Origin of the sequence: Occallatibacter gabretensis, from assembly GCF_001449115.1 — a bacterium.
In the GTDB taxonomy this organism is placed as follows: domain Bacteria; phylum Acidobacteriota; class Terriglobia; order Terriglobales; family Acidobacteriaceae; genus Telmatobacter; species Telmatobacter gabretensis.
Window position 1 is genome coordinate 1896956 of record NZ_LAIJ01000009.1, and the last position, 15492, is coordinate 1912447.

The 15492-nt window shown below is 59.4% G+C and carries 11 protein-coding genes; 10 read left to right on the top strand and 1 reads right to left on the bottom strand.

The window, feature by feature from the left end; translation table 11 throughout:
• The first annotated feature begins 26 nt into the window (after positions 1 to 26).
• The 9 genes from VO84_RS14280 to VO84_RS14320 all read left to right on the top strand — a co-directional run bounded on the left by VO84_RS14280 (position 27) and on the right by VO84_RS14320 (position 10341).
• On the top strand, positions 27 to 635 hold the full coding sequence (locus VO84_RS14280; RefSeq protein WP_231737942.1) for a DUF4126 domain-containing protein: 609 nt from the start codon (positions 27 to 29) through the stop codon (positions 633 to 635).
• A gap of 66 nt (positions 636 to 701) precedes the next feature.
• Positions 702 to 1370 (top strand): ribulose-phosphate 3-epimerase, encoded by a 669-nt coding sequence (gene rpe, locus VO84_RS14285; RefSeq protein WP_058188260.1) that lies wholly within the window; start codon positions 702 to 704, stop codon positions 1368 to 1370.
• Between the two features lie 73 nt (positions 1371 to 1443).
• Positions 1444 to 2949, top strand: coding sequence for an outer membrane protein assembly factor BamD (gene bamD, locus VO84_RS14290; protein WP_058188261.1), 1506 nt, complete (start codon positions 1444 to 1446; stop codon positions 2947 to 2949).
• 96 nt (positions 2950 to 3045) lie between these two features.
• Positions 3046 to 3930 (top strand): carboxylating nicotinate-nucleotide diphosphorylase, encoded by an 885-nt coding sequence (nadC, locus tag VO84_RS14295; protein ID WP_058188262.1) that lies wholly within the window; start codon positions 3046 to 3048, stop codon positions 3928 to 3930.
• Between the two features lie 23 nt (positions 3931 to 3953).
• A complete protein-coding gene (locus VO84_RS14300) occupies positions 3954 to 4742 on the top strand; it encodes a biotin--[acetyl-CoA-carboxylase] ligase (RefSeq protein ID WP_058188263.1) in 789 nt (262 codons plus the stop codon).
• A gap of 28 nt (positions 4743 to 4770) precedes the next feature.
• The gene (locus VO84_RS14305) at positions 4771 to 5577 is read left to right on the top strand and encodes a type III pantothenate kinase (RefSeq protein ID WP_058188264.1); all 807 of its coding nucleotides are present in this window, start codon (positions 4771 to 4773) and stop codon (positions 5575 to 5577) included.
• 10 nt (positions 5578 to 5587) lie between these two features.
• Positions 5588 to 6295, top strand: coding sequence for a hypothetical protein (locus VO84_RS14310; RefSeq protein WP_058188265.1), 708 nt, complete (start codon positions 5588 to 5590; stop codon positions 6293 to 6295).
• Positions 6292 to 7584 (top strand): 23S rRNA (uracil(1939)-C(5))-methyltransferase RlmD, encoded by a 1293-nt coding sequence (gene rlmD / locus VO84_RS14315; protein ID WP_058188266.1) that lies wholly within the window; start codon positions 6292 to 6294, stop codon positions 7582 to 7584. The genes VO84_RS14310 and rlmD overlap by 4 nt, the downstream gene beginning before the upstream one ends.
• 36 nt (positions 7585 to 7620) lie before the next feature.
• Positions 7621 to 10341, top strand: coding sequence for a ComEC/Rec2 family competence protein (locus tag VO84_RS14320; RefSeq protein ID WP_058188267.1), 2721 nt, complete (start codon positions 7621 to 7623; stop codon positions 10339 to 10341).
• Here the strand turns inward: VO84_RS14320 and VO84_RS14325 are convergent.
• Positions 10338 to 14216, bottom strand: coding sequence for a carboxypeptidase-like regulatory domain-containing protein (locus VO84_RS14325; RefSeq protein ID WP_082661986.1), 3879 nt, complete (start codon positions 14214 to 14216; stop codon positions 10338 to 10340). The genes VO84_RS14320 and VO84_RS14325 overlap by 4 nt on opposite strands.
• A 244-nt stretch (positions 14217 to 14460) precedes the next feature.
• On the opposite strand from VO84_RS14325, the gene obgE reads away from it, so the two are divergent.
• The gene (gene obgE / locus VO84_RS14330) at positions 14461 to 15483 is read left to right on the top strand and encodes a GTPase ObgE (RefSeq protein ID WP_058188269.1); all 1023 of its coding nucleotides are present in this window, start codon (positions 14461 to 14463) and stop codon (positions 15481 to 15483) included.
• Positions 15484 to 15492: the final 9 nt, after the last annotated feature.

Below are 15492 nucleotides of genomic sequence, written 5' to 3' on the forward strand. Positions count from 1 at the left end.
GCGACGTCTACGCCTATACTTGCTCCGTGAGTGTTTTGGCCATTCCCCCTCAGGAACTCGTCGCCCTGCTCATCGCGGTCTCCTTTGCCGCTGGGCTGAACGTGTATGCCACCGTGGCCACGCTGGGCCTGCTCGCGCACACGCACTGGCTGGCCTTGCCGCCCTCGCTGCAACTGCTCGGCAGCTGGTGGATCATCGGCGCAGCCGCCGCTCTCTTCGCCGTCGAATTCTTTGCGGACAAGGTCCCGGCCTTCGACCTCGTCTGGAATGCGCTGCACACCTTCATTCGCGTCCCGGTAGCCGCCCTGCTGGCGTATCAGGCAAGTGCAGGCCTATCGCCCCTCGAACAAGCCGCAGCCGCCGTCATCGGTGGAACCATCGCCCTCGCCGCGCACGGCGGTAAAACTGCTGTTCGCGCCGCAGTCACACCCTCGCCCGAGCCGCTTTCCAACATTGCCCTCAGCTCGGTCGAGGATATAGGCGCAGTAGGGCTCACCTGGCTCGCCACGGCGCATCCATACGTCGCGGGTGGCATTGCGCTCGCCGGCGTGGTTGTAACCATTCTGCTCATCCGGCTCATCTGGAAGGCGCTGAAGAGTCTCTTTCGCGGCGCCGAGCACGTCTTTGCACAATGAACTGTAGAATTGGCTTGATACACTGAGCTTCTGAACAGGCATTCCAGGGAGTCTTGATTCCGAAACATGGTTGAACTGCTGCCATCCATTCTTTCTGCCGACTTTGCCCGGCTCGCGGACGAAATTGCCGCAGCAGAGCGCGGCGGCGGCACTGTCATCCATGTTGATGTGATGGACGGGCATTTTGTCCCCAACATTACGATCGGCCCGCCGGTAGTGGCCAGCATCCGGAAGCACACCAAACTGCCGCTCGATTGCCACCTGATGATCGAAAACCCAGACGAGTTCATCCCCGCCTTTGCCGATGCCGGCGCGGATTGGGTGAGCGTGCATTTTGAGGCGTGTCGGCACCTGCACCGAACCATCCAGTTAATTGAGGACCACGGAATGAAGCCCGCCGTGGTGCTCAACCCGGCCACGCGCGTGGACCTGATCCGCGACATCCTGCCCATGCTGCATCACGTCCTCATCATGAGTGTCAATCCGGGCTTTGGCGGGCAAAAATTCATAGAGTTTTCGCTGGATAAAATCCGGCATTTGGCCGAGCTGCGCAAAGAGCTGGGGCTGGCATTTAAGATTGAAGTTGACGGCGGCGTGGCTCACGATACGGTGGAGCGGGTCGTCCAAGCGGGTGCGGAGCTGTTGGTCGCAGGCAATGCTGTTTTCGGCGCAGGCAGGGCGGAAGAGGATGCCCGGGCGCTGCTGGCAGTGGCGCGCAAGGCTGCGGGTGAGTAAGATTCAGTTTTCCCCGGAATTATCGGATGAAATGAGGCGGAGCGGAAGGAATGCTCTGCTGCAAAGAGGTGTTATGAACCGGTTGTCCAACAGGATTGTCGCGGCCGCGCTGGCCGCCCTCGTCGTACCAGGCGTGCTTGCCTTTGCAAGCGACCAGAAGCCCAAGCAAAAGAAAGATCAGGATCTAAGCGCCAATCCGCTGGCAAACGTGAATTCCAAGCAGCCGGATAAGGAACTCTTCGACAAGGCGATGGCCGCTATGAAGAAGGGCAAGTTCGACGTGGCGCGGCTGGATCTGCAGACTATGCTGAATACCTATCCGGACTCCGAGTACCGCATGCGTGCCAAGCTGGCCGTGGGCGATACCTGGTTCAAGGAAGGCGGCACAGCGGCGCTGACGCAGGCCGAGGCCGAGTATAAGGACTTCATCACCTTCTTCCCGGATGCGCCTGAAGCCGCCGAAGCGCAGATGAAAGTGGGTGACATCTACTACCAGCAGATGGAGAAGCCAGACCGCGACTTCACGAATGCACTCGAAGCTGAAAAAGCTTACCGCCAGATGATCAACCTGTTCCCGGATTCCACGCTGATCCCGCGCGCCAAGCAGAAGCTGCGCAACGTGCAGGAAGTTCTGGGCGAACGCGAGATGCAGATTGGCCTTTATTACAGCAGCCGCGAGGATTTCCCGGCGACGATCGCGCGCCTGCAGACGGTAGTAGACGCATATCCGCTCTATTCCAAGAGCGATCTGGCCATGCTGACCATTGGCGATGCTTATGCCGGGGAAGCAAAAATTTACCGCGGGTTAACGGCGATGCCTGGCGCAATGCGCGAGCGTCTGGCCTCACTGTATTTGGATAAGGCCGCAGCCGCTTACGACAAGGTGATCACGAAGTATCCTATGGCTCCGCGCGTGGAAGACGCAAAGGATCGCTTGGTTGCAATGAACCGCCCGGTACCCGAGCCGACCAAGGATGCAATTGCTGAGAGCGAGGCCGAAGAAGCCAGCCGTCAGCCGATTCACTTCACCGATCGCACGCTGGACATCATTAAGCACGGTCCCATAACGGTCGAAGCAGCACACGTAGGCGATCCGACTCTTGAAACACCCAAGCGCACGCTGGCTCCGGATATCACCAAGGAAAATATCGCTCTCATTACAGAAGCACGCAACGTCGGCAAGCCCGCAGCCGAAGCAACAGCCGCAACGCCCACCGGCCCCAATGAGCCTCCGCGCAGCGATCAGCCTTCCGCCGCTCCTTTGCAGGGTGGTGGCGCGCCGGGTGGCTCCGGCGTAGGGGTGCAGATTCTGAATGCGCCTTCCGGCGTAGCAGCGGATCCTAGTAATGCGCTGGTCAAGCCTGTTGTTCCTGACAACTCTGGAAATATCCCGGCGGCAGAAGCTCCGGCAACTGCTCCGGCGCAGGTAAACGAAATCAAGCCCGGAACGGCACAGCAGACGCCAGCTCAGAGCGCCAATAGAAAGGACATGTCGAAGAAGCCCAAGACGGATTTGGGCGACGAGTCCTCAAGCAAGAAGAAGAAAAAGAAGGGTCTTGCCAAGCTGAATCCCTTCTAAGCGAATTTGCTCTAATGCTTTAAGGGCCGCGTTTCTTATGTAACGCGGCCCTTACCTGTTGAGCGCAACAGGAATTTCATTGTGAATTGAACAAACATGGATTGGAAGAGCAGCCGCATCGACGCCGTGCTGGAGCAGGCCCTGGTAGAAGACAGGGCAGCAGGCGACCTGACGACAAATCTCACCATTGATCCCAATCTGCGTGCCTCAGCATCTATTCTTGCCAGGCAGGATCTGGTTGTTTGCGGCCTTGGCGCCGTGCCGCGCATCCTTGAAATCCTCACGCGGTTGGATCGACGCCCGCAGGCACAAACGCGCTTTGAGGTAGTAAGCCATCCGGAGATATTCGATGGCGTGCGCGTCAAGAAGGGCCAGGTGTTGGCCGTCATCCGTCACAATGCGCGGGTGCTGCTTAGTTGTGAACGGGTCATTCTGAACTTCATGCAGCATCTCAGCGGCATTGCCACCAACACGCGCCGTTTTGTGGACGAAATTAAAGGTACGAACGCCCGTGTGCTCGACACGCGCAAAACCGTGCCAGGCCTGCGCGCGCTGGAGAAGTATGCAGTGCTTTGCGGCGGAGGCACCAATCACCGGCTCGATCTGGCAAGCGGAATACTTATCAAGAACAATCACATCTCGCTTGGCGGCGGTCTGCCCGTAGCTTTGCGCAATGCCCTTGAAAAGCGCGAAGGCACACAGCGTGTACAAGTGGAAGTGCGCAACGTGCGTGAGCTGAATGAAGCTCTTGAAGGCGGTGCGGAGGCGCTTCTTCTCGACAACATGACGCCGGCGCAGGTGAAGGACTGCGTCGATCGCATCAAGACGGAAAATCGCTGGATTCCGACCGAAGCCTCTGGAGGCATCGTGCTCGAAAACATTCGCGCCTACGCAGAGACCGGCGTCGACTTCATCAGCGTCGGTGCGCTCACGCACTCCGCCATAGCCGCGGATATTTCTATGAGCATCGTGGCGGAGTAATCTCAGGAGCGTAAACAGGCCCTATGTACGATCTCCCCGCGCTCGATGCCTCGCTCGCAGCTTCCATCTATGCCGGCAAGCTTCACTACGCTCCGGTCACTGGTTCCACCAACACAGACGCATTAGCTGCTGCACGCAGCGGTGCTCCGCATGGCTCCGTTTACTTTGCCGATGAGCAGACAGCCGGACGCGGACGTGGCGATCACGCATGGCTCTCGGTCGCAGCACAAGGCATATATGTGAGTGTGCTCTTTCGGCTTGCGCTCCCTGTCGAGCGCCTGCCACTGCTGCCACTTGCTGCAGGACTGGCCGCCGCTGAGGCCATTCGCGCTGTCAGTGGGCTCGCCGTCGATTTGCGCTGGCCGAATGATCTGCTCCTCGATGAGCGCAAGACCGGCGGCATTCTTGCCGAAGCCCAGACAGAAAACACCCCAGGCGCTGCCACATTGAGCTACGCCGTAATCGGCATCGGTATCAACGTGCATCAGAGCCGCTTTCAACCTGGATTGGCTACACCTGCCACATCGCTGGATCTTGAATCAGGCCGTTATATCAGCAGGCAGGAGCTGCTTGTCGCCCTGCTAGAATCGCTGGAGCGCGAGGCGCTTGCACTGCTCGATTCTGCCGGTGCCGCAACGATTCCCTCACGTGTGGAGCAGGCTTCGACATGGGTGCGCGGACGGCGCGTGGAAGTGCACGGTCCGCAGGCTTGTGTGGGCATGACAGAAGGGCTGGACGGCAACGGCTTTTTGCTCGTTCGCGGCGAGAATGGACTTGTGCGCGTGCAAACCGGCGGCATTCGCTCCGCTTGAAGCACGCAGATTTTAGGGAGACACGGAAATGCTGCTTGCTCTCGATGTGGGAAACACCAACACGGTACTGGGCCTCTATCGCCTGGAAGATGAAAAGGCCGGCGAGTTGGCAGCTCACTGGCGCGTCACAACACATCGCACGCAGACAGCAGATGAATACGGCGTTCTCTTCGTGAATCTCTTCACCATGAGCGGCCTGAGCGTGGACGTGGTGAAGCACATCATGATCTCGTCCGTAGTGCCGCCTGTGGAAAGCACCTTGCGGCGCGTCTGTGAGCGGTATTTTCATCTGAAGCCGCTTTTTGTGGAACCCGGCATCAAGACCGGAATGCCTGTTCTGGTGGACAATCCCGCAGAACTGGGAGCCGACCGGCTCGTCAATGCGATTGCCGCATTCGAGCGCTATGGCGGCCCGTGTATCGTCGTCGATTTCGGCACTGCAACAACTTTCGACGTGATTTCGGCCAAGGGAGAGTATCTTGGCGGAGCCATCTCGCCTGGCCTTGGTATCAGCGCGGATGCGCTCTTTGCGCGCGCAGCGCGGCTGGGCCGCGTGGACATCAAGCGTCCAGTAAAGGTCATCGGCACCAACACAGTGACGCATCTGCAGAGCGGGCTGTATTACGGCTACATCGGTCTGGTGGATGGCATTCTCGATCGCATGATTGCAGAGCTTGGCACAGAGGCGAAGGTAATCGCCACCGGGGGCCTTGCCCGTCAGATCAGCGAAGACTCACGCTTCATTACGCAGATTGATGACATGCTCACCCTCGACGGGCTCAAGATTCTCTTTGAGCGTAATCGCACGGCGCGCCCCCGCCCGCGCGCGCACTGAGGCGCATGCAGTGCGCAACTATTTCAATTACTTCACTGAGATTGAGGAGCGCTTTCAAAAGCGTCGCGGATCGCTGCTCCTGTTATCCACGCTCGACTGGGCGCTGATTGAAACCTGGCGCGAAGCCGGCATTCCCCTCGACTCAGTGCTGCGCGGCATTGACGCAGCTTTCGACAAATATGAAACTCGTCAGGCGCGCGGACGAGTGCGGCGCATCAATGGCCTGGCATGGTGCGCCCAGGCCGTCATGGAAGCCGCTGAAGAATCGCGCGAAGCTGCGGCAGGCACAAATAGCGAAACATTTGCGGCTGAAGCTGAATCCGGTTTTGAACGCGAGCGGGTTATAGCGCATCTGGAATCCGTCGCCGACGTGTATCAGGCACCGCATATCACTCCGGAAGCCGCTCAATCCACTGCCACGCGGCTCCGCGAGTTAGCCTCAGTGCTTCACGCGGAAGACGGCACAAAATTCGATATGGAATCGCTCGAGCGTACGCTTATCGTGCTCGAAGAAAAATTCTTTGCAGCGCTCATGGCCGCCGCGCCGGAAGAATTGCTCGTCGGCCTGAAAGAACAAGCCTCGCGCGAACTTGCGCCGTATCGTAGCCGCATGGGTGCAGTACAGTTGCGGCAGGTGGAGCGGCAATTCACGCAGAAACAGCTGCTGGCACACTATAACTTTCCACGGCTTAGCCTTTTTTACATGAGTCAGCAATGAAGCCTTCAGATTCCACTCAGCTTGTCCATATCGAAAAGCCGATCTACGGCGGCTCGTTTCTTGCGCGCGAGGCGGGAAAAGCGATCTTTGTCCCGATGGCGTTACCCGGCGAAGAGGCACGTATTCGCATCGTGCAGGACAAGAGCAAGCGCGGCTATGTGACGGCAGAAGTGGATGAAATTATCTCCGCGGTGCCAGAGCGCGTGCAGCCGAAATGTCCGCACTTTGGCCCCTGCGGCGGATGTCACTATCAGCACGCGGATTATGCCGCACAACTTCGCTACAAGCAGGAGATTCTACGCGAGACATTTGCTCGTGGCGGCGTATCTGCTTCGGAGCAGATCGATGTGCTTGCAGGCGAGCCGTGGGCCTATCGCAATCGCATACGGCTGGCTTTTGACGCGTCAGGCAGGCCTGGTTATCGCGCGCACAGCTCGCACGCCATCGTTCCCATAAAAGAGTGTCCGATCGCCGCACCGTCACTGGTTCGCGCCGCCCTAGCCTCAGCAGAGATCCTGCGTGCTATGCAGCCGAAGCCGCGTGTCAGTGAGATCGCGCTCTTCTGCAATGCAGAAGAAACGGAGCTTCTCGTAACGGTAGTCCTCCCTGCGCCGGCAAGGTTGCATCTGGACCAGTTCATCGCAGTACTGAAGGAGCAGATTCCTGAGCTCACAGGCGTCGAGCTTGCCATTGCAGGCACCGCGTCGCTACCGCCTCGCGTGCTTGCGAGTTGGGGCACGGAGTCGCTTTCTTACAATGCGGCTGGCTTTGCCTATCGTGTCGATCACGGCGCATTTTTTCAGGTGAATCGCCGTCTGGTGGATGCACTGGCAGATCGAGTCGTGAATGGCCAGAGTGGCAAACTTGCCTGGGATCTCTTCGCAGGCGTGGGCCTCTTTGCGCGTCAGCTCACGTCACGGTTTAAGCAGGTCGTCGCTGTCGAATCCGCACCATCTTCCACACAAGCCCTGCAGGCGAATCTTGCTGGAACCGCAAGCGAAGCTGTCCGCTCCAGTACCCTCGATTTTCTCCGTCGGAATCGCAGTACAACACGCCCCGATCTCATCGTCGTCGATCCCCCGCGCGCAGGACTGGGCGCAGAGGTTACCGCTGAGCTCGCTCGTATCGCAGCGCCATCCATCGTGTATGTCTCCTGTGATCCAACCACGCTCACGCGCGATCTGCGCGCATTGATAGCGTCGGGCTACACGATGGAATCCGTCGCCCTGGCCGATCTCTTTCCGCAGACATTTCATCTGGAAACCGTGGTCCGCCTGCGGCATCTCTGATAGCCTCAAGAGCAAGAATTCTTTTCATTCAGCGCCATGCCACCGGACTCCCCCATCTCCGGCCAGCCTGCTGCCGTATCGCGTGCTTCGCCGCATACCGGCACACCGCTCTTTCATGCGGCGTGGCTCTTTGCCGCCGGTATCGCATGCAGTCGCGTAACATGGTTGCGCCCTGGCATCCTGCTTGTTGGACTACTGACTATGATGGCGCTCTGTGCGTGGGTCGCATTTACCGCGCTACGTCTCCGTTGGCTCACCCTCAGTGCGCTTTGGATTCTACTGGGCCTATGGTGCGCGCAGATGCAGCCGGCACCTGCGCCAGCGCCTGATCTGCTCAATGCCTCGGATAAGTTGTTGCGTACCGTAGAGGGAGATGTCACCGATGTCGGCATGCTTCGTACGGAAGCTCTGCAAAGTGAGAGCGGCTCCGCATCGAGTGCTCCCTCGCAACGCATTGATCTGCGCGTAACTTCGTTGGAAATTGTCGATGATACGCAGGATGTGCAACGGCCCGAGTCAGGCGGCGTGCGTCTCACCGTCCGCTGGCCTGATATTGCGTCGCTTCCCCCGCAGACCTTCCATTGTGGCGAGCGCGTTCGCGCGCTGGCACGCCTTAGCCCGCCCGAAGTCTATCGCGATCCAGGCACATGGAGCCGTCAGGAATATTTACTCGACCAGGGCATCACATCGACAGCATCCGTGAGTATCGAGCACGTGGAGCGGCTAGGTGTGGCGCCGGATAATTTCTTTTCCTGCCACCTGAGCCAGTGGCAGCATGAATCCAGCGCGCGTCTGCTCGCGTTGCCCGCGGCCACGCATAACTTTCCCACTCTGCTTCGGCTGAGTGACAACGACGCGATTCTTCTGACAGCTATGATCACCGGAGACCGCACCCTGCTCGCCCCTTCTCTGCGCGCGGGCTTTGAGCGCACAGGTTCCTTTCATATGCTGGTGGTCTCCGGGCTGCATCTGGGTTTGGTTGCAGGCTTTATTTTCTGGCTTGCGCGCAAACTGCGAACTCCGCGCATCCCTGCCACACTGCTGACAATTGCGACGGCATGTGCATACGCGCTCTTTACAGGTTTTGCTGCGCCGGTGCAGCGCTCCCTGTGGATGGTAAGCCTCTATTTGGTGGGCAGGCTCTTCTTTCGGGACCGCAGCGGATTGAACACCATCGGCTTTGCCGCTCTCATCATGCTCGCGGCAAGCCCGCACAGCCTCTTTGAAGCCAGCTTTCAAATGACATTACTTGCGGTAATCTCAATCGGCGGCATCGCTGCGCCAATCCTGCGGACGACAATCGAGCCATACCGCATCGCAACCGAAGATCTTCGCGCCGTCGTCCTCGATGCCAGGTCCTCGCCTAATCTTGCGCAGTATCGCGTCATTCTGCGTATGTTTGCCACTCAGCTGCAACGCTTGGCAGGCAAATGGATTGGGTGGACTATCTTTCCGTGGGCCGTCAGTACAACACTGCGAGTTGCAGAGATGCTAACCGTCACAGCAATCGTAGAGCTTGCCATGGCGCTTCCCATGGCCGTGTATTTTCATCGCGTCACCCTGTTTGCGTTGCCGGTGAATCTCCTCACTCTGCCGCTTCTTGTGATACTGGTACCGCTGGCGATGCTAACGTGGGCCGCATTGATCGCAGGACCTGGCATAGCCTCTATCCCCGCTGCGGCCACCGCGCCGCTGCTGCATATTGGCGTCGGCATCGTACATTTCTTCGGCGCATTTCCGCTGGGCGATTGGCGCATTGCCACTCCGCAGGCGTGGCAGGTGGCGGCATTTTGTGCATTTCTGGTGCTGGCGCTCGCGCTCGCATCGTGGAGTCGCAGGCGGCGCGGTAGCGCATGGATCGCGCACGTCTGGGCAGCAATAGTTGCAGCAGCTTTCTTCGCTGTTGTTCCGCGCGCCATTCAGCATCCTCCAAAAGCGCTGCTGATGGAAGCCATCGATGTGGGCCAGGGCGATTCTCTGTTGCTCATTACGCCTGACGGCAAAACGCTTCTGGAAGATGGCGGCGGTTTTGGCGGAGCCTTTGGCGCAAGCATGTCCCACGCCGCGCAACCGATCGACATCGGCGAAGAGGTTGTGTCGCCGGTACTCTGGGCGCGTGGCATACGAAAGCTTGACGCGGTGGCGCTTACCCACGCACACGCGGATCACATCAGCGGGCTTTCCGCCGTGCTGCGGAATTTTCATCCTGATGAGTTATGGGTCGGCAACAATCCCCATGGGCCGGAGTACGACGCGCTGCTGAAGGAAGCCGCAGAGCTGCACATCCGCATACGGCAGCTACATGCGGGCGATGAAATGCTGCTAGGTGCGGCTCAGGTTCGCGTACTTGCTCCGCAGGCGGACTATCAGCCTTCCGACGAGCCGTCGAATAACGATTCCCTGGTCCTCAGAGTGGCTTATGGCGCCACCTCAGTACTGCTCGCCGGAGACGCGGAAGCGCCGGAAGAACGCGCCATGTTGCTGCAGCCGGATTTGCTCGCCAGCACGTTGCTCAAAGTGGGCCATCACGGCAGCCACACCTCCACGACACCGGAGTTTTTCTCGCGTGTAGCGCCGCAGTGGGCAGTCATCTCCTGCGGGCTGCAAAACATCTATGGGCACCCGCACGAAGAGATATTGCAGGAGCTACAGGATGCCGGAGTAAAAACCCTTAGCACGGATATTCACGGCGCCACATGCTTCACTCTCGACGGAAAAAATGTGATAGCGCAGACCGAGTGCGGAATTGTCCCCTAGGGAACAACCGCCGGCTGGTCGAAGAACCTGAACCGTACGCCAAAATCGATCTGCCGCGGACGATAAAAGTCCGTAGCGTTCACATTCAGGGGCTGGCCAAACTCGGTCTGGCCAGCCTTGAGCCCTGTCATAAAGTTCAATGTCGGCAGACCGCCGGATGTGCTTCCCGGCTCAATGTAATAGCCGGTCGTTTCCACCTCGGTGACGTTTTGATGATTGAAGAGATTGAAACTCTCGGCCATCAGTTCCAATACACTTCCATGCGGCAGCGTGAATCGCCTGCCCAGTCGCACATCGGCCTTCCACGTGGCCGGATAGCGGAAGGTATTCCGTCCCACTCCATAAACGCGGTTATCTCCGCCATAGCCATTCATGCCGGGGCCGAGACCGATGATTGCAGCGCCGGAAGAAAGAAATTCCTCCGGAATCGAGCCGCTCACGCGCATGGTGTATGGCAATCCACTGTTGTAATGTCCGGTTGTTGCAAGCGTCCATCCATTCGCCAGCCGTCCACTCATGCCGCTCAGCTTCCACGGAGCCTCCCACAAAACAATGCCTGAAGCAGAATGCCGCATATCCAGGTTGCCCGTGCCGTACTCCTGCTGAAAATCATTCGGGGCCAGCACGCTTGGCCCCGACACCTGCGCAGTTTCATCCGGATTCCAATCCATCGCATGAGCGTATGTGTAACGCAGGTGCAGACTCAGTCCCTTCGCCACATTACGCGAAAGCCGCACACTGCCCGCTTCGTAAGTCGAGTTGGCTCGGCTCATCAGCTGTACGATCTGCTGATAACCAGGATTGAGCCGCCCATTGCCGCCCGTAGGCGAGGGCCAGCTCGCATAGAACGGAACGGTAATCGTAGGCGTCTTGATTGGACCAGCGCCAATAGCATCAAGCACCGAATACGTAAGCGTTCCGGGGTTAACCGAAGGATCGTAGTTCTCGTCGAGCGTAATTGGCAGCCGACGCGCCAGACTTGCCTGCGCGCTCACGCTCAGCCGCACACGCCCCGGCAGCGTCTCTTCCAGACCCGCAACAGCCTGGTGAATCTCCGGATTTCGGAATCGTTGAGCAAATTCCACTGCACCAGGTTTCACAAACGTGCCTGGTTCTCCGGCCAGCACATACGGAAACGGTGGCGCGCCACCAGTACCTCCGGGCAGATTGTCCGTCGGGCGCAGAAAGAAGTTCAGATCGCCGTTGGGCGATCCAGTTTGCGTCAGCGCCGCCTCCAGAACAGAGTTTCCCGTGCGGCCGTAATACATTCCGTATCCCAGTTGAAGCACTGGCCAGTGGCTTTCGCGTATTCCCCACGCCAGCCCGATACGCGGTGCAAACTCACTACCCATGCCGGGAACTCTTTGCGTGAGCGGCAGGTCTGGATTGTTCACCAGCGCAATCGGTGGCGGCATCTGCTCCAGTTCCCAGCGCATGGATGCCGTCAGCACAAGTGTTTTAGCCGCCTGCCACTGCGTCGTTGCAAACCCGGCCCAGTCATTTGTGCTCAGGTTCCACTCCGTCGGTCCCAATGTCTGCGAGTACCACGAATAACAGGGCAGATAACCAAGCCCATGCAGTTGCCCGCTTGCATCGCGCCATGCCTTGCCGCGTTCATCGCAGTTGTGCTGGTCGTACGGATTCAGTTCTCCAGCGATACCGTACTGCGCAAAGACCAGAGCGTCTGAGGCAAAATTCTCGATACGCGAATAGTGATAGGTGCCCGTGTGGTTCCTCAGCAGGCTCGTGGCGTCAGTGCTGTGACGCACATCAAAGCCGGCCTGCACCATGAGCTTGCCATGCACCCAGTCGACACCTTCCTGCGCCTCGTAGAGATGCTCATCCGGGTAGCTCCCCGTGCCAAAGCGGGAAGGATTGCCAATCGTGAAACCATACTGCGAATCCACGACGATCTGCGGCAGCTGGCCCCAGGTATTGATATTGAATGCCTGTTCGAATGGCGAAGGCGTCTCAGCTGGCTGTGAGAGTATCTGTCGTCCCATGGAGCCTTGCGTCACGGCCAGCAGGTTCGGCGTCAGAAATGCCTCCCAGCGTCCCAGCATCCACTCGCCGCTTACGTGTTGTGCGCCAAAGCTGTGGCTTCCGTAGCTCTCTGCGGCGCGTGTGAGCCCACCGCCCGGAGCATCCAGCAGGGAGCCGCTGCCTTCCAGCATGAAGCGGTGCCTCTCTGCCGCATTCCAGTCGACGCGCCCAAAGCCCGACCAGTGATTCGTTGAGCGCGGCGCGGGACCGAGCAATCCGGCAAGCGTATCAAGCATGGCGGAATAGGCCGATAGCCCCTCAACCACAGGGTTGGTGCTGCTCAGGGCCAGCCGCGCGCTCAGCACCTGCATTTCGTCATTTGCCGGCTGGGCAAAGAAATCCTCCGGATGCTTCACCGTCGCCATGCCGGGATCACTGCGCTCTTCGCCCTGTACCGCCGCAAACCATGTCATCCGATACCGCCGCAGCGGGCCGCTCAGGCTCGCGCTCCAGATCAATTCGTGATTCGCGGGGGTGTAGGGAACCGGCGTAAACACCGGCACTGTCGTAGGCGTTGCAGGCGCGGTCTGCTGAGTCCATTGCGAGAAGGGATTTTGCGCATCCCAAAGGCTCTGGCGAGAAAAGAGAGAGGCTTCCGAGTGGATTTCGCGCCCGCCGCTGCGTGTCTCCACATTCGTGCGCCCCATGCCCGCTGCGCTCTGGTCCGCTACTTCCACCGCATGAATCGCGGCTTCGTTTCCTGCCGGTCCCATCGTGGTTTCGGCGGTCTTGCCTGTGTTGGCTCCGTCCACCAGAATCCGGCTGGCTCCGCGTGCTTCCTCGCCAAACTCCGATCCCTCGGCCCCATTCGGCTGATTTCCAGCAGGCGGTGCGTCCAGGGTGAACTGTCGCCAATCGCGCCCTGCAACGGGAAGCGAGCGAATCTCCTCGCCAGTCAATGTCGCCTGCGAAGTCGAAATCGACGGCGTTTCGAGAGCCGGAGCTGCCGCGCCGATACCTCGCAATGCGCCCTGGATTGTAGTCAGACTGGCAAAGCCAATACGCACGTGCTCCGACGCTGCAGCCATCTCCGGCGCATTCTCCGCATTGCCTGGCTCCAATGAAGCGACTGCAAGCGGCTCAGGTGCAGCGGTGCTCATCATCGGCAGAGTCGGCGGTACAGCCTTCGCCACCAAAACCACCGGCTCGGCGGGGATTACAGCTGCCTTCGCCACAGGTGCCGATGCAGTCGGAATAGCCGCATTCGCAATCGATGCAACCGTCTCAGTTTCCGCGGCTCGTGCCGAAGATAGCGCCTCCTCGGACTCAATATGCGGAGCCAGTGTGAGCATCTGCGGATTAAGTGGTGTTATCGGCTGCGGGATCAGAGCGGCCTCAACCGGCGGTGCAGGCGTTGCGGAGATCTCATGCGCTTCAGAAACAATTACGGGATTCATGCGCGATGCAGGCGCAGCGGAAGTCGCTGCCACCGGCGCGGAAATCAGCGGCGCTAATTCAGCCAGAACAGGTGATGACGCAGGAGCAGCCTCAAACTGCACGGCTGTCTGAACTCGTGCTTCATATCCCGCACTGATCTCAATGCCGCTTGCGCGTCCCTGCCCAAGCTGTGGACTGTCGGCCTCAAGCGTGTACTCGCCCGGTGCAAGTCCGGAGATACGATAAGCGCCATTCCCCGCAGTCGTCGCGCATGCCTCAGCACCAGTAAGCGTATTGCGGAGAATCACCGTGACGCCGCCGATTGGCTTTGAGTGCAGGTCTGTGAGCCTGCCCGCCACGCCGCCCGTGGGCGCGGTCTGCGCGTACACCAACGCCGCGCCTTGCAGCGCCGCTGCCACCAGCCATCGCACACACTTCAATCGTGTTACTGCCATGCACCATCCCGCGCGTGGCAGACCAGGGTTCCCGGAAAGCGATTTTTGCTTTCTGGGATGGAGAACCGAAGGGAGATCACACAGCCGGGCCGCTCTTTAGGCCAGCTCCGGAATTACTTTGGGAAGTTGCTCCGATTTTATTCTGAATCCGGCATCCGGTAAACTGAAAAGACGGCATTTTCGTTCTGGAACCGACAGTGAGCGCGGCCCGAGCAATTCAAATGAGCCGCAGGGCAGGAAAACCATGTTCATCGATGAAGTAAAGATTCGTGTCAAGGCTGGCGACGGCGGCAACGGCTGCATGGCTTTTCGCCGCGAGAAGTTCGTTCCCCGCGGTGGACCCTCGGGCGGCGACGGCGGCCGCGGCGGCGACGTTGTCATGGTCTCCTCGCAGCGCCACAACACGCTCATCCACTTCCGCTACAACCCGGAGCACAAGGCGCAGCGCGGCGAACACGGCATGGGCTCCAACTGCTCCGGCTCTGACGGCCAGGACATCGTCCTCCAGGTGCCCGTCGGCACTGCAGTCTACGATCAGGAGACTGGCGAGCTGATCCATGACTTTCAGCAGCCGGACGAACGCGTCGTCGTCGCCAAAGCCGGCCGCGGTGGCCGTGGTAACCAGCACTTCGCCACGTCCACGCACCAGGCTCCGCGCGAGCATGAGATGGGCCGCACCGGCGAAGAGCGAAATTTTCGCCTCGAATTGAAGCTGCTGGCCGATGTCGGCCTCGTCGGCTATCCCAATGCCGGCAAGTCCACCCTGATCTCGCGCATCTCCGCCGCCAAGCCCAAGATTGCCGATTATCCCTTCACCACGCTGGAGCCGAATCTCGGCGTCGTCACGGTGGGCGAGGAGCCGGATCAGGAATCGTTCGTTGTCGCGGATCTTCCGGGACTCATCGAGGGTGCGCATCTCGGCCAGGGACTCGGTGTGCAGTTCCTGCGTCACATCGAACGCACGCGCGTACTGGTGCATCTCGTCGATGTCTCCGACGCTTCGGGCCGACTTGATGCCGTCGAAGACTTCAAGGTCATCAACAAGGAACTGGAAAGCTTTGGCAACGATCCAGAAAACAAACTGGACAAGAAGCCCATGATCGTCGTCGCGACCAAGATTGATGTGGCGAATCCTGAAAAGCTGAAAAAGCTCGCCGCACACGCCAAGCGCCGGAAACTCGAGTTCCATGCCATCTCGGCGGTTACGGGGCACGGAATTGAAGATCTCAAGTGGGCGCTCGCAAAGCGCCTGCGCCGGCCTGAATAAACCGGAACG

Bases quoted from the DNA above. Each gene is read 5' to 3' on its own strand.
- rlmD (WP_058188266.1), top strand. From the start codon at position 6,292: ATGAAGCCTTCAGATTCCACTCAGCTTGTCCATATCGAAAAGCCGATC.
- VO84_RS14300 (WP_058188263.1), top strand. From the start codon at position 3,954: ATGTACGATCTCCCCGCGCTCGATGCCTCGCTCGCAGCTTCCATCTAT.
- obgE (WP_058188269.1), top strand. From the start codon at position 14,461: ATGTTCATCGATGAAGTAAAGATTCGTGTCAAGGCTGGCGACGGCGGC.
- VO84_RS14305 (WP_058188264.1), top strand. From the start codon at position 4,771: ATGCTGCTTGCTCTCGATGTGGGAAACACCAACACGGTACTGGGCCTC.
- bamD (WP_058188261.1), top strand. From the start codon at position 1,444: ATGAACCGGTTGTCCAACAGGATTGTCGCGGCCGCGCTGGCCGCCCTC.
- VO84_RS14320 (WP_058188267.1), top strand. From the start codon at position 7,621: ATGCCACCGGACTCCCCCATCTCCGGCCAGCCTGCTGCCGTATCGCGT.
- rpe (WP_058188260.1), top strand. From the start codon at position 702: ATGGTTGAACTGCTGCCATCCATTCTTTCTGCCGACTTTGCCCGGCTC.
- nadC (WP_058188262.1), top strand. From the start codon at position 3,046: ATGGATTGGAAGAGCAGCCGCATCGACGCCGTGCTGGAGCAGGCCCTG.
- VO84_RS14325 (WP_082661986.1), bottom strand. From the start codon at position 14,216: ATGGCAGTAACACGATTGAAGTGTGTGCGATGGCTGGTGGCAGCGGCG.